Annotated in this window: 12 protein-coding genes; 6 read left to right on the plus strand and 6 right to left on the minus strand. The window is 39.3% G+C overall.

The features are described 5' to 3' along the window. Positions 1-244: 244 nt before the first annotated feature. Together MICAI_RS05775 and MICAI_RS05780 are read left to right on the plus strand one after the other, a co-directional pair. Positions 245-481, plus strand: a complete 237-nt coding sequence (locus MICAI_RS05775; RefSeq protein ID WP_008199081.1) for a hypothetical protein — start codon at positions 245-247, stop codon at positions 479-481. 11 nt (positions 482-492) lie between these two features. Then, positions 493-810: a hypothetical protein gene (locus tag MICAI_RS05780; protein ID WP_008199082.1), complete on the plus strand. Its 318-nt coding sequence runs from the start codon at positions 493-495 to the stop codon at positions 808-810. A 421-nt stretch (positions 811-1,231) separates the two neighbouring features. Here MICAI_RS05780 and MICAI_RS05785 read toward each other — a convergent pair whose 3' ends face one another. The 3 genes from MICAI_RS05785 to MICAI_RS05795 form a co-directional block, all read right to left on the minus strand. After that, positions 1,232-2,071, minus strand: a complete 840-nt coding sequence (locus MICAI_RS05785; RefSeq protein WP_008199085.1) for an SWIM zinc finger family protein — start codon at positions 2,069-2,071, stop codon at positions 1,232-1,234. 13 nt (positions 2,072-2,084) lie between these two features. After that, positions 2,085-5,207, minus strand: coding sequence for a DEAD/DEAH box helicase (locus tag MICAI_RS05790; RefSeq protein WP_008199088.1), 3,123 nt, complete (start codon positions 5,205-5,207; stop codon positions 2,085-2,087). Between the two features lie 396 nt (positions 5,208-5,603). Continuing rightward, positions 5,604-6,584 carry a DUF3616 domain-containing protein gene (locus MICAI_RS05795; RefSeq protein ID WP_008199089.1) on the minus strand — a complete coding sequence of 327 codons (981 nt, stop codon included), beginning with the start codon at positions 6,582-6,584 and terminating at the stop codon, positions 5,604-5,606. A gap of 655 nt (positions 6,585-7,239) precedes the next feature. Between MICAI_RS05795 and MICAI_RS05800 the strand changes: the two genes are divergently transcribed. The 3 genes from MICAI_RS05800 to MICAI_RS05810 all read left to right on the plus strand — a co-directional run bounded on the left by MICAI_RS05800 (position 7,240) and on the right by MICAI_RS05810 (position 11,555). Next, positions 7,240-8,682, plus strand: coding sequence for a sensor histidine kinase (locus tag MICAI_RS05800; protein ID WP_008199092.1), 1,443 nt, complete (start codon positions 7,240-7,242; stop codon positions 8,680-8,682). An 89-nt stretch (positions 8,683-8,771) separates the two neighbouring features. Further along, positions 8,772-9,869, plus strand: a complete 1,098-nt coding sequence (locus MICAI_RS05805; protein ID WP_008199093.1) for a saccharopine dehydrogenase family protein — start codon at positions 8,772-8,774, stop codon at positions 9,867-9,869. 3 nt (positions 9,870-9,872) lie between these two features. Beyond that, positions 9,873-11,555: a mechanosensitive ion channel family protein gene (locus MICAI_RS05810; RefSeq protein ID WP_008199095.1), complete on the plus strand. Its 1,683-nt coding sequence runs from the start codon at positions 9,873-9,875 to the stop codon at positions 11,553-11,555. On the opposite strand, the gene MICAI_RS05815 is transcribed toward MICAI_RS05810, so the two are convergent. Next, positions 11,482-11,985 carry a hydrogenase maturation protease gene (locus MICAI_RS05815; RefSeq protein ID WP_008199097.1) on the minus strand — a complete coding sequence of 168 codons (504 nt, stop codon included), beginning with the start codon at positions 11,983-11,985 and terminating at the stop codon, positions 11,482-11,484. The two genes, MICAI_RS05810 and MICAI_RS05815, sit on opposite strands and share 74 nt — an antisense overlap. 198 nt (positions 11,986-12,183) lie before the next feature. After that, positions 12,184-12,825 (minus strand): Uma2 family endonuclease, encoded by a 642-nt coding sequence (locus tag MICAI_RS05820; protein ID WP_008199099.1) that lies wholly within the window; start codon positions 12,823-12,825, stop codon positions 12,184-12,186. Between the two features lie 155 nt (positions 12,826-12,980). Here MICAI_RS05820 and MICAI_RS05825 point away from each other — a divergent pair, with 155 nt between their 5' ends. After that, positions 12,981-13,664, plus strand: a complete 684-nt coding sequence (locus MICAI_RS05825) for a Uma2 family endonuclease (protein WP_008199101.1) — start codon at positions 12,981-12,983, stop codon at positions 13,662-13,664. Between the two features lie 23 nt (positions 13,665-13,687). On the opposite strand, the gene MICAI_RS05830 is transcribed toward MICAI_RS05825, so the two are convergent. Continuing rightward, positions 13,688-15,100, minus strand: a complete 1,413-nt coding sequence (locus tag MICAI_RS05830) for an LCP family protein (RefSeq protein ID WP_008199103.1) — start codon at positions 15,098-15,100, stop codon at positions 13,688-13,690. Positions 15,101-15,459: the final 359 nt, after the last annotated feature.

Below are 15,459 nucleotides of genomic sequence, written 5' to 3' on the forward strand. Positions count from 1 at the left end.
GCTTTTGCAAGAGATCTAATAGAAGTATCCTTTTTTGGATGATAGGCGATCGCTTTTCTGATTGGAAGTCTGGGAGCGGTCGCTTTTGGTTTATATCATAAGTATATATTTAAATCTAGATAGCTGTCAATACATAATATATATAGGTTTTTTATAGACAGTGACTTTATTTAAAAGATTTTCTTATATACAGGACAATAGATTAAAGTCTATAATTTATACAGTATAGACAGCAGTATAGAATATGGCTAAAAATAAGATTCTGGCAACTTTCAGAGTAGATGAAGATGATTGGGAAGCATTTAAGCAGTGGTCTGAGAAGCGCGGTAATAGTGCAAGCGGGGAACTGATCCGATTTATTGAATCAGCATTAGGGAAAGCAACCCTAGACGATATGGACACAGTAGATAAAAAAATAGAAGCGGCGATCGCTTCCCTTCGGGCCGAACTGGTAAGAGAAATCGCATCAACAAAAAGATAGGAGTTTAGCCGATGCCTAACGAAACCGTGACCTATTCCTTAGAGGCTGTTTTGACAAGGATTGAGGGGAAAATAGACAGCTACCAGAAAGATGTTAGCCAAAAATTCGACAAAATCGAGGAACGTCTTACAAAGTTAGAAATCGGGCAGTCTGAGTTAAGGGGAGATATTAAAGCCTTAGATTCTAAGGTAATAGAGACAGAAAAGCGCATTAATGACCTAAATGGACGGTTGAATGTTACAAGCAATGCTTTTCTTGGCATTGTCGGAATTTTGGTGACAGGAATACTGACCATACTCGGAAAAATAGTTTTTTTTTCTAACCCCTAACCCTACTGCTAACCCGTGAACCCTACGGGTTTTTTAGCGTCGCTGACTTGATAAAACAAAAATCTCTGAAATAAAAAAACTAATTTAGCAATAATACTTTTACCAGTGGACTGTTCACCGATGATAACATTAATTTTTTTATCTCTATTTCCGCATACTTAATAATCAGAAAATTTTCAATAATTAAGGATTCCATTATATCTCTCTTATGTCCAGTCTCATAACAATACTAGCAGGTTAGGGGGAGATTTTCAATTACTGTCAGTTGTTAACCTGTTTATTCTAATCTACCCTCCTATGGATAGATACCTAAGTCAAAAAGTCAGCAATTTAGCTACAGCGTTTCTGATCAAGATAAAGTGTAACCTAATTTGACATCGGGACTGACTCCTGACTCCCCAAAAGGAAAACTTATATTTTTTTAAAGTATCCCTGCATTTTTATTGCGTACCCGTTGATATATTTCTTCCATTACCTCGATAAAGGAGGTATCCTTATCCCAAAATGCCGGATAATCACCAGCTTTTTTAATGACAATTGCGGGAATAGTTGCGGCTTTAACTAACTGAGGATTTTCTGGTAAACGGTGATGAGAGTGCCAAAATTCTTTGAGATCAATTGTTTCTGATGCCGGTATGGTTTCGGGTTTAGTGTGATAGGAGGTAACCGGGTTAAGAGGAATTTTTTCCTCTTGGATGGAGGAGGAAAGCAGCTTACCGAGGGGAGTTTTTGCTAATTCTTGCAGTAATTTTTGACGAGAGATACCCCGTAATTCAAATAAGAGGAAAGGATCCTGATCTAATTGGGAAGCAACGAGGTAATAAACTCCAGCAATATGTTTACAGGGATTTTCCCAATCGGGACAGGAACAATTGGTGATAAAATCCTTTTGACTGTGGGGTAATAAGTGTAGATTCAGATCGCTAAATGCTTCATCAATATTATCGGGAACTTCTTTGAGCAGCAGTTTAGAGATCATACTCGCTCTTGAACCAAGATTATATAAAGCTTGTGACCACTCTGCTTTAGTAATTGGTTTAATCTCGATACTCACCTTATACAAAGGTTCTTTGTAAACTCCAAAGTAGGGATTAATGGAACCTCGCACCTGAGCAGTAATTAAATTACCGTCAATTTTATAATTCTTGACTTTATCATTTTTAGCGTAGGAACGTCCTCGACTCAAACGCGATGAGTCGGTAAATTCCTCTAATGCTTCTATAAAGCGTTGTCCCCACCAAGTTTTACTAAATTTATTCATGGGTTTACCTCGATTAAATAATTGTCTGTTTATTCAATGCGATTAACTGACGAAAACTTTCGTTATCTAATTCCGTTAACCAGGATTCATCATTACTAACAATAGCATTAGCTACCTTTTTCTTTTCCTCGATCATTTCATCAATTCTTTCCTCTAAGGTTCCCAAAGTGACAAATTTATGCACGAAAACATTTTTTTGTTGACCAATTCTAAAAGCGCGATCGGTGGCTTGATTTTCCACCGCAGGATTCCACCAACGATCGAAATGAAAAACATGATTTGCTTTAGTTAAAGTAATCCCCACTCCTCCAGCTTTTAGGGATAAAATAAATACAGAAGGTTCTGTTTCGGGATGTTGAAATTCTTCGATCATTTGTTCTCGTTTTGGTTGGGAAGTCCCACCGTGAAGATAATAGGTATTGTAGCGAAAAGTTTGTTTGAGGTACTTTTGTAAGGAGTCACCGATTTCAGTAAATTGAGTGAAAATTAGCAGACTATCTCCCTCTAAAATTACTTCTTCTAGCATTTCTCCCAAACGCTCTAACTTATGCGATCGCTCAGGGGTAAAAGCGCTGTTATCCTGTAAAAATTGACGGGGATGATTACAAATTTGTTTCAAGCGCATCAGGGTAGATAAAATTAATCCTTTGCGTTTTATTCCCTCCGCTTCTTCTAATTGTTTTTCCACTTCTTTGATGACAACTTCGTAGAGAGAAGCTTGTTCTTTAGTTAAATTACAATACTGTTTGTTTTCCACTTTATCTGGTAAATCTTTAATTATCTGCTTATCGGTTTTTACCCGACGCAGAATAAAAGGTTCCACTAATTTTTTGAGAACCGTGGACTGGAGACGATCATTTTGTTTTTGGATTGGCACTTCAAACGCTTTACGAAATTGAGTTTCTTTGCCTAAATAACCGGGGTTAAGGAAGTTAAAAATTGACCATAAATCAAGCAGTCTATTTTCCACAGGAGTTCCCGTTAATGCGAGACGATGTTGTGCAGATAAACTCAAGATTGCTTTAGTTTGTGCTGCTTTAGGATTTTTGATATTTTGTGCTTCATCAATTACCAAACGTTGCCAAGATTGCGAGTTAAATAATTTCAAATCCTTGCGAACTAAGGTAAAGGAAGTAATGACGATATCCTTGTGACTAGCTACTGTCTGAAATTCGCTCTCATCTTGATAGCGCTTACTACCATGGTGAATTAAAACCTGAAGATGGGGGGCAAATTTTTCAATTTCTTTTGCCCAATTTCCCACCACAGAAGTGGGTGCGACTAGCAGAGTTGGTAAAACATTATTATCTCCCTCTCTTTCCCCAACCAATCTAGCAATTACCTGTAGGGTTTTTCCTAATCCCATATCGTCAGCAAGACAACCATTTAAACCCAATTGTTCCAGGTATTGAATCCAAGCAACCCCGCGCTTTTGGTACTCCCGCAGCGTTCCTTGTAATTGGGGAGGATTTTCGATCGGTTCTAGTTGACTAGGATTTTGTAATTTATCTAGCATTGAACCCAAAAAATCATCGGTTTCAACAATAATATCCTCTGGGTATTCGGCAGCTTTTTTCATTAATTCAATCAGATTCATTTCAGGATTTTCCTGCTGATATTTCTGCCAAAAATCCAGCATTTGCTGCATTTTATTTTGTTCTAATTCTACCCATTGACCTCGAAATTTAACTAGGGGGGTTTTGGTATTAATTAATTGTTGCCATTCCTCTTGGGTAATAGTTTCTTCACCGATGGCTAGTTCATATTGATATTCAATGATGTTTTCGAGGCTAAAAATCCCTTTACTAACGGGGGTAGATTTGCCCGATTTAGAAGTAGTTTTTAGCCGAACTTTGGCGCGCTGACGACCTTGGGGAGTCCACCAAGCGGGAATAATAACTTTATATCCAGCATCTTCTAAAATCCAAGCAGTTTCTTTTAAGAAAGTAAAAGCTTCTGTAAGGTTGAGAGAAAATCCCGTCGGTTTATCCGTTTCTAATCCTTGCCAAATGGGGGGATAAATACGGGCAGCATAACCCAAACTTAGTAAAATATTTTTGTCTAAATCTTGACCAAAATGCGCTTGTATGCTTGTTCTAGTTTCGGGGACTGCATACCAATATTGGTCTAATTCTAATCGCAGGGAGGGGTCTTGTTTAGAGATGAGGATAAAAGTAATTTGCCACTGTTCAATATTATTTTCTGGCGCTTCCGTTAGTTTAAAACCAAGGCTAAAACTAGATATATTTTGGTCTCCTAGTAATTGCTGTCTCCAAGTTTGCCACTGTTGATATTTTTCTAAGGCAGCGGCAGTTTGCAGAAATCCAGCAGCTTTAGTCACAGAGAAGCAATCACCTATAATTGTTTCGCTAATTTTTTTCTCAAAACTGGCAGGAATTGCCGTATTAGTGACAATTTCATTGAGGAGACATTCCGAGAAGTGCCGGAGTAGGGTTTTGGGGTCGTATAATTGTGGTGAAGCATGGGTATTTTCAGCACCAGCAAGACAAATGCGGGGAAGATATTCGAGATAGCGATCAAGATTGGTTTCGTAGGTTGCTGATATAATTTCCCAAAGAGGATAGATGGCAAAGTCAGCAGTTTTCTTGTTCTTTGTGGCTAATTCTCGATATTTAAAAGCAGGAATATAGTTATCTTTGATAATTATTTCTTTAAAAGCTTGACTGTAGTGATACCAAAAAAGTAGATCTGCACCTAACTGAATCTCTGAGGAGTTGTAAAGACAGATAAAGTGCAGATCATTGAGTAGTTTAAGTACGGGATTAAGGGGATAACAATCAATGTGCCAAGATTGCCATTGGCTATTTTCTGGGGGTTCTTTTTCTAGATAACGCAGTAATTCTAAGGAGGGTAAAGGTTGATTGTCGTGACTAGGTAAAAGAAAGTAGCGGGGGACAAATTGCCGACTAAGAGGATTATAATTCGATTGAACTATTCCTAACTCTCCGGTGAGAAAGCTAGTTAATTCTTCTTTGCTTAACTGAAAAGGATGATAATTATCAGCAGTGGTGCGACTCTTTTTCGGGGTGCTAGTTTCTCCCCAAAGATAAAAGCTACCCTTCTGAATAAATTCATCCGTTGATTGAGGAATCCAAGTACCGTGAAGAATTTTCATGGTTTTTAATAAGTACAAAAGAACTTAAATGAGGGCAATACTTAGCCTCTAGAAAAATTGTAGCGATTATGGGAGAATTCTCCACACTTTTTTGTCCCTTTGCGAACCCAGAAGTCCTCTGGATAAGAGAAAAAGGTTAATAGAGCTTCTAGGATAAAAAACCATTGAGAAGACGTGATCAATGGTTTTTTTGAGCTTAAAGCTTATCCCTACATGGTTTGAAAGCTATTTTTGTTCTAGGTTTTGTTGAGGTTCCACTAAGAAGGATGGCTAATTATAGCAATTCCCCAAAATCCGGCTACAGGAGTTCGATCCTCCTACCTTCGGCATCTCCCTTAAAAAGGGGAACTTAAATTCGATAATTCGATCTCTAGTTTTTATGGGTGAGAATTGGTATTAATTAACTTTTACCCAAATACTGCGGAAATATTTTTCGGGATTATTTTTATCGATAATATCTTTACAGGGAGTATTACCAACTCGCTCGATTGTACCATCATCGCTTAAAATCTGAAAGCGATCTTGGAAATGGGGATAAAACAACAAAGCTTCTGGACGAAAACCTTCAGGGAATTGCAGTGATTCTATCTTTTCTGGTGCATCTTCTTTTTTTCCTGACCAAGTATAGAAAACAAATTGATCGCCTCCATGAAATTCTCCGGCAATAATTAAATATACTTCTAAAGCTGGCCAAAATTCAATGCTACGAATTCCTAATCCTCCCAAATCTAGCAGGATAGGATCACCAAATTCAGCTTTAGCCGTGGTTGAATTAGTAACTAAACTCTTGGGATTTTTTAGGGGTAATAAAAGAGCTTTATCGTTGGGGACAGGATTACGAAAACCGATTAAGATATTTCCGTCTGGAGTTGCCGTTAAACCTTCAATATTTAATCCTACTTCAGCTTTGGGAGCTTTGGTTTCTGCTGTTTTGAAATCAAATATTTTAGCCAATTGAGAGTCTTCGATAATATCACGCAAGACTAACTGAGTATAAGACTTACCCACTTGAACTATACTAGAGCCGTCATCGTTAATTTTACTGGCAAAAAATTGATGACGAGGGATTTTTCGTTTAGCATCTTTATTGCGTCCATGGGAAGTAATCCAATAGATTATGTCATTGAGTACAGTTACCCCCTCCAAGTCGATTTCTTTATTTTCAGGATTGTTTTTCAGCCAACCATTAATGTCAATTGTTTCCAGTGCTTTTCCCGACTCTTGAGAGGAATAAATCCAGAGAATATTACCTAATTCTGGATCCGCCTCATCATTACCAACAACAAATTTATTTTCTCCTAAAGCAGTGGCTGCAGAAGCATCACAAATTCCTTGATGTTTGATTTCTTGGATCATAGAAAAGTTGAGAGGTTTCATGATTGTATTCTCCTTGTTAACTGGAAAAGTGAGGATTGAAAAAATTATAGGTAATAAAAGAGAAAAAGACAAGAAATGACTAGAAATAATCTGAGAAAGGATTGGTTTGAATAACTAATTTCTCCTAAGTTCAAAAGTTTGTCGAGTCTCATAATTTGTGTTAGTCCCTCCAAGACCCGATGACTCCTGCCATTGACCTAATGCCAAGGCAAAAGGTTTTGGGATTAAAGATCGGTTGGTTAGGGAAATAATTGGGTAACACTTTTAAGTTATTCGATGATAACCATAGATAAGCAAAAAAAATACTTAAATGTAACAAAAAAATACATAAGTGGGGAGGTGTAATTAAATATCAGACTTATCGAGGTTGAATTGAGGCACGAACCCCACAACTGGCATAGGTGATCAACTACACTAACCTATATTACAAATCATTAAACCGATTGACAGTCTTTCCGATCAAGATGAAGTGTAACCTAATTTGCTATCGACTACCGACTCCCCAAAAGCAAAACTTTGTACCTCACCATTAAGATAACTGTTATCAAAACGCGGATATCACTGCCAATAGAGTTCGGTTTTACCGTTATGGGATGAGCATTGACGGGGGTACTATTCTAGGTAAGGAATTTGTATCTAGTCAGTGATGAAGACGATGTTAAAGGGGTCTTTACCGAAATTAAGCGATATTTTCCCGCCAACTGACCATCAGGACCGGGAAACTTTCACCCCGAATGCTTTTTATCCTAATTTATCGGAATGGCTCAAGCGCTCGCAACTGAAAGCGGAAAGTGAATGGTTTGCAGCGATCGCATCCTTAGAAAATATCTTATTACAAAACCAAAATAATGCTGCTGCCGGTCGGGGTTTAATTCTCTCCGGTCCGACGGCTTTAGTCAGAGAAAGCAAGGCTCTAACGGGTTTTGAATTTGGTGTTTTTACTGTTAAAGCTTTAAAACATTTACAATGGCCGGGTTTTCAATTGCCTTCTCAGGAAAAATCCGCCGCCGATGTTTCCCCGACGGAGATTCATGAATTGCCTCTCTTGCCAACGGATCCGATTGCTAATGAAAGATTTTGTCTAGTTTTTAGTGAAAGTTTCGCTCTTTTGCTGGTTTTAGGCGAGGATCAGTGGGGTTTGTCCTCTTTTCAATTTTCCTTTGATCCCGTCCTCACCCAGCAAGCCTGGCAGCAGTTGCGGCAACGATTAGTTAATCTGCGTTATCCGCAAATCGGGACTTTAGAGGCAATTATCAAAGCTAATGGCAGTCCCTCGCCGGATTATCGTCTAGTTAGCCAATTTAGCCGCCAATTACTGCAAAATTTACCCAACCAGTCCAATTTAGACCCGAAAAAAACGAAATCGCCTATCAATGCCGAAATCACTCCCCCAAAGGAAGATAATTCTAATTTAGAATCGGGTTGTGATTTGGAGTTATTGCGCGCCTTAACCCACGAAATTCGCACCCCTTTAACCACCATTCGCACCATTACCCGATTATTATTAAAACGGGCAAAAATAACGGAAGATGTGGAAAAATATTTAGAAACAATCGATTTAGAATGTAGTGAACAAATTCAGCGCATGGAATTAATTTTCCGAGCTGCAGAATTGGGGATTAATCCTCTGGGAGATAAACCGATTCAATTAATTCCAATTGCTCTAGAAAAAGTCTTTCAAGATAGTATTCCCCGGTGGCAAAAACAAGCTAAACGGCGCAATGTCAATTTAGAAGTTAATGTACCGAAAAAATTGCCTTCGGTAATTAGTGACCCGAATTTATTGGATCAAATGTTAAATGGAGTCGTGGAAAAATGTACTCGCAGTATGGCTAGTGGTGGCCTGTTGCAGGTACATATATCAACGGCAGGAAATCAATTAAAAATGCAGTTCCAAACTCAGGTAAAATCGCCTAATCTTACTTTCAAAGCTTTGGGAAAAGTTTTAATGTTTCAACCAGAAACGGGTAGTTTAAGCCTGAATATGAAGGTAACTAAAAACCTTTTTCAAGCTTTGGGAGGTAAGTTTATTGTGCGTCAAAAACCCGAAGAAGGCGAGATTTTAACCATTTTCTTGCCCCTAGGACGCATTAAATAAGTTGGGATTATTCTAAAATTTTCATCTTGAAAAATAGGGAAACTTGCCAAAAGGATGCTATACTAGGGCAAACATTATTAATAGTTGCCATGGAAAAAACTGTTTTAATTTTAGGTGGCACTGGTCGCATTGGTCAAAGTGTCGCCCTAGATATTATTAATCATACTGCAGCTAAAATTATTATCACAGGACGCAGGAAAAAATCCATTAAATTACTGCCAAGAATGCAGTTCTTGGCTTTAGATTTAGAAGAAATAGACAAGCTTAGACAGGCAATTAAAAACAGTGATTTAGTCATTCATTGTGCTGGTCCCTTTCATTATCGCGATGGCAGGGTAGTAAAAATTTGCATTGAAGAAAAAGTCAATTATATTGATGTTAGTGATCATCGTTCTTTTTATCAAAAGTTAATCCCCTATCGAGAATTAGCGATAAAAGCGGGAATAACTGCCGTGGTTAATACGGGAATTTTCCCGGGTATTTCTAATAGTATAGTGCGGGAGGGAGTCGAACAGTTAGATAGGGTAGAAACGATCCGTTTAAATTATGCCGTAGCCGGTTCCGGAGGTGCGGGATTAACCGTAATGCGGACAACTTTTCTCGGTTTAAAAAAGCCTTTTTTAGCTTGGATTGAGGGACGATGGCAAGAGATTGAACCCTATACTGCTAGAGAAGTAATTGACTTTCCCGCTCCTTTGGGTAAAACTGGTGTTTATTGGTTTGATATGCCAGAAACCTATACTTTCGCCGAATCTTTTCAGGTGCAAAATGTGATCACAAAATTTGGTTCTATTCCCGATTTTTATAATCATTTAACTTGGATTACTGCCCATATCTTCCCCGATGCTTGGGTAGAAAGTTCTCGGGGAATCGAGTTTTTTTCCCAAGTTAGTTATCGCATGACAGAAGTAACCGATAAATTTTCGGGAATTGGGGTAGCAATGTTAGCCAAAGTGGCCGGATGGCAAGGGCAGCAAAAAGCAGTTTATCAAGCGACTATGGTTCACGAGAACACTGCTCAAGCAGCTGGCTGGGGAACTGGCAGCGTGGCAGAATTAATCTTAGCGGCAAAACTCGAAAAAGCCGGGATTTATCCGGTGGAACAGGTGCTATCCACAGAACTATTCCATGCTACGATGAAAAAAAGAGGTATTAAACTCGATCGCTCCTGTGCAATTGTGGCTTAGAAGATGAAAAAAATCTGGCGTTACCTAGGACTGTTTTGTTTAGTTTTGTTACTGACTTTATCCCCTATCTTCATGATAGCGGCCCAGAATAATCCTACTAAACAGGGACAGGAAACACCCCTGGAAACTTTGGGAGAAGTTTTTCCCGTCATGCTTGATAATCAAGAACTTTTTACGATTCGGCAGGGAATAGGTTCTTTTTCAGCGCAAGAAAGAGCGAAATCGATTACAGATAGAATTGAAAAAATTGCCGATGACGATGCCCTTTCTCCTGAAGATTTAACCATAAAAATCGATCCTGAAGACAAAAACCCTTCGATTATTTTGGGAGATACGGTTATTGCTACTATTACTTCTAGAGATGCCAAATTACACGCGGTCAGTCAAGAAGTATTGGCCGAACGAGCTTTGGCAAAGATGAAAGCAGCCATTGTCCGTTATCGTCAAGAACGTCAACCAGATAACCTCTTCAAAGATGCAGTTTTGACGGTAAGTGCTACCTTGGCCACGGTCTTAATTTTCTGGGTAATAATTTTTATATCTTCGCGGGTTTTTCCCCAGATTCAGAGATTAATCACCTCCCTAGTTCCTGGGGTCGTATTCCAAAATTTTGAGATTATTAGTTCCCAGACAATAGGAATTTTTTCCCTAAGAGTTTTGCAATTTATCCGCACTCTAATTATTTTAACTATTCTCTATTTTTATTTAACTTTTGTCCTTCGTCTTTTTCCCTGGACTAGAAAATTTGGTGATGGTTTTCTGCAATACTTTTTTAGTGCTTTAGAAGTTGTTTCCCAAGAGATAGCAAAATATTTACCCAGTATTTTTATTATACTGATAATTGTTTTTATAACTCACTATCTGTTGAGAGCAATTAAACCATTTTTCACCGCCTTGGCAAGAGAAAATTTAGTAATTCATGGTTTCTATTCCGATTGGGCAAAACCAACCTATAATCTACTGTCACTGCTGATAATTGCCTTAGCTATAGTCATCGCTTTTCCCTATCTACCCGGATTTAATTCTCCTGCTTTTCAGGGGGTGTCGGTATTTTTAGGGGTACTATTTTCCTTGGGTTCCACCTCTGCTATCGCTAACGTGGTGGGGGGAATTATCCTCATCTATACCCGCTCTTTTCAACTAGGAGATAAAATTTCTATTGGTGATGTTATTGGAGATGTGATTGAAAAAGGATTATTAGTCACCCGTATTCGCACACCAGCTAATAGAATTATCACGATTCCTAATTCATCGCTGTTAAACACCAATGTGATTAACTTTACTGTCTCTCAACGGGAATTCAAACAGCCTTTAATTTTGCAAACCACAGTCACTCTCGGTTATGATTTACCTTGGCGTAAGGTTCACGCAACCCTGAAAGAAGCAGCCTTAGCCACCCAATTTATTGTCTCAGAACCTGCTCCTTTTGTCTTGCAAACCAGTCTCGATGATTTTTATGTCAGCTATCAGCTAAATGCCTACACCGATCATCCTAGCAAAATGGTGTATATTTATTCTGAATTACATCAAAATATTCAGGATAAATGTAACGAAGTTGGCATCGAAATTATGTCTCCTCACTACAAGGCTCTCCGGGATGGCAATCACAGCACTATTCCTGAAAATTATCTGCCGGAAGATTATCAAAGTCCTGCTTTTGGTATTCAGTCAAATTCTCAGAAGTAATAATTTTCTTAATAGCTTTAATCGCTTTTGTCAAGCCCTTTTGAGTTATTGTTGATAATTCTTCACCAAATTCACAATTAATAGCAGGAATAAATATTCCCCAGGTCCTGGGAGTTTGTTGATAAATTGCTTGAGTTAATGCTAATAAAGAAGCGGGACTTTCTGCATGACCGAAATTATTCCATTCGGTAACTGCCGCTAATTTTTCTATCCGGATATCGGTTTGATTAGATAATACCGCATCAACAAAAATAACTAGGGAAGCATCAGCTATATCGGCTGCTAACTCAGGAGTCAATTGATGGGTAGCGATGACTTGCACATTAGGCAAATTCTCCTCGGCGATAATTTCGGCTATTCTCACTCCCACTCCGTCATCATTTCTTAAAGTATTACCGTAACCGATGAGCAGTATTTTAAAATTATTCATGGTTAAATAGAGGAGACAGGAGTGGGAGGATTTACTTCGTTGCCATGAAAGACGCTGTCAGCGGGAAAAATTAGTTTAAATACTAAGTAGGTGGGTGGAATTAAATATAAGATGAACGTAGGTTGGGTTGAAGCATGAAACCCAACGCCCGCTCATGTTACGCTACCGCTAACCCATCCTACAAATAATTGTGCCTCCCTACTTATAAAAATCTTCGAGATGTTGTTTTAGTTGACGAATTGCCATACTACTATTGCGATTGTCGGCAATTTCTCCACAGAAAGAAACTAGATTTTGTAGGTTAAAGTTAGGAAAATATTGACTTTGATGGCGAGGGATATACTCTTGATTCTCTAGCCAATAAATATAGAGAGTTTTCTGACGATACAACCAAATTTCAGGCACTTGATAAGGCAGATAGTCATCCACATTCGAGTAACTGGTGACATCAATTTCTAATACTAAATCGGGAGGAGGATCATTTACCCAGTCAATTCTGGCTTTCCCTGCTATAGCCGGCCAATGGTCAATATAAAAACTATAATCTGGTTCAATACCACTTGTTTCTGGTAATTCCATGGTTACGGGAGTAAAAGCCTCGTACTCACGCCCCAGATAATCCAATAAGGTGATGATAATATTAGCAATTAAATGGGCATCACGTCCATGCTTAGGAAGTGGAGACATAAGCAAGACTTCTCCATTGTGATATTTGATTTTAGGCTGAGAATTGTCGCCCCTTTGCCGAGACAAAGTTTGATAATCTAGCCAAGTGGCAGGTAATCTCACTAAGGATCCCACCGGTAGCTCGATTTTATCTAGTGAAACTAAGGCAAACATGGCGCAAGGTTCCAGGTAAATGATCAGAAACGCTGTAAAATAAGTATAGGATATCTTCGATGCTCTCGATACAAAGCTTAACCTAATCGATAAATTAACTGAGTCTGCTAAAAAAACTTAAGCGTTGATAGTAGTTTCTTGATGAGCCAAAAATTATGGTATCGACTAACACAGTTTCCTCTAATATTATTCCCCCTCTCGAAAATGGTGATAGATTAACTCGTCCCGAATTCGAGCGCCGTTATCAAGCAATGACGCCGCTAAAAAAAGCTGAATTAATCGCAGGAGTTGTTTATATGGCAGCCGCGGTGAGAGCCAAAAAGCACGGTAAACCCCACGCTAATATTATCGGTTGGTTAACTGCTTACGAAGTGGCGACACCTGGAGTAGAAACACTGGATAATACTACTGTGCGACTGGATGGGGAGAATCAACCACAACCAGATGCTTTATTAAGAATAGAAACCGGTGGACAATCAAGCATTAGTGAAGATGATTATGTAGAAGGCGCGCCGGAATTAATCGTGGAAATTGCCGCCTCTACTGCTTCCTACGATTTACACGAAAAACTCAAAGTTTATCGTCGCCAGGGAGTGCAAGAGTATATTATCTGGCGAGTAGATGACCAAGAATTGGACTGTTTTCGCTTAACTGATGGAGAATATTTACCCCTAGAATCAAATCAAAATAACATTTTTTGCTCTCAAATATTCCCTGGATTATGGCTGGATAAAAATGCTTTATTATCGGGTAATTTAGCCGAAGTTTTGGAGGTGTTAAAGCAAGGAATAGCTAGTCAAGAACACCAAGAGTTTTGTCAAACTTTGGCTAATAAATAACCCAGACAAACTTGATTTTTTTGTTAGTTGCCTGGGGATGGCTCAGAAAGATTAGTTGATTTTTCTTGCCAATCTTGACCGATTTTAATCGTCACATCAGAAGCGAGATTACCCGTACTTTCCACCAAAACTTCCCCGACACCAAGGCTATTATGCAGGGCAGCAGCCAGGGAATCATCCCCTTTTTGAGCAATAATTTTGGTAGTTTCTAGAATTGGCGATGAAGACTTAGAGACAAAAACATTTTCATAACCAAAGGAGCGCAGATATCTAACTAGAGCTTGCACCGCTTCTGGATTATCGATGCTATCTTCCACAGCTATGCGAGTCGGTTGCCTGTTTTCCTCGATGTCAGCCATAAAAAAGCCGTGGTTAAAATGTTGAGCCACTAGCTCTTGAATTTTACTTTGATTGGGCAACCAATAACTGATCCCTTGCCGACCATCACCATTAAAGTCTCCGGGTAGCAGTAGCATTTGCACATCAGCGCGCTCAGTTTTGGAGGCAAAGCCGGCTAGGGCGAGTAACTCCTCTAAACTGAGATTAGTATCGATATGGGTACGGATAACCTCGATAATATCGGGAATTTTCAGTAAAGTTGCTGGTTTTAGAGTTTGTTCTACTAAAGACCGCATTAATTGCTGTTGTCGTTGGATACGACCGATATCGCCGTTAGCATCGTAACGAAAACGGGCAAACTGGAGGAATTTCTCACCGTTAAGGTGTTGTTCCCCTTTTTTCAGGTCAATGTAGAGGTGTTGACTAAAATCTTTGTACTTCATGTCTTTGGGAACATATACCGTCACCCCCCCCAAAGCATCAATTAATTTTTCCACACCCTGCACATTAATGCGAATATAGCGATCGATAGCGACTCCGTCTAAAAGATGACTAACCGTTTCCGCCGTTAAAGCAGGTCCGCCAAGGGCGTTAGCTTCATTGATTTTTTTCTCCCCGTAACCCTCGATATCGGTGCGGGTATCCCGGGGGATGGAAAGCATAGTTAACTTCTGTCTTTGGGGGTCAAAACGCAGTAACAGCATGGTATCGGTTAAACCCTCTAAGGAATTAACCGGGGCATGATAACCCAGATCTGGGCTTTTTGTCTCCTTGACATCGGATGTCAACACTTTCGCGCCGACTACCAGAATATTAACGGGACGGTTGAGGGCGGGAAGTTGCAGATTTTCATAGGATATGGCCTGCTGATTGTTAAAGGCGGCCGCTTCTTCGGGACTAAGGGCAGCTTGTCGCAAAGGTGTGGAGGAGAGAGACACGGCCAACATCGCCCCCGCCGTGGCGGAAACTAGGGCGCAGCCGGTTAAGCCTAGGGCTGTCAGGAACCATTTACGGGACAATCGCCGCTTTTTCACAGGTTTAGCTGCTAATTTCCCTGATTTTCCGCTTTTAAGCCTTGATTTCGTCTTGTTAACCACAAATTGCCTCACACAATCACTAAATATCTCCCTCAAACCATATTTTAAAGGGATGAACTATTTTTTTTCTCAGATACCCGGAAAAGATTATTAAACTAATTGGGTTTTTTAGAGAGTTAGCAGATAATATAGCAGAATTTTTCCTTATCGTTGTTCTGCATCGCAATTTTGCAGAAATATCTATACTAGGGTTTGCTGGTGGGGTGTGGGGTGTGGGGAAGTGGGAATTATGAATTATGAATTATGAATTATGAATTATGAATGGGGGAAGTGGGGAAGTGGAGAAGTGGAGTGTGGGGAAGTGGGGAAGTGGAGAAGTGGAGTGTGGGGAAGTGGGGGAGTGGGAATTATGAATTATG

The sequence above is a fragment of the Microcystis sp. T1-4 genome, from assembly GCF_000297435.1.
GTDB lineage: Bacteria > Cyanobacteriota > Cyanobacteriia > Cyanobacteriales > Microcystaceae > Microcystis.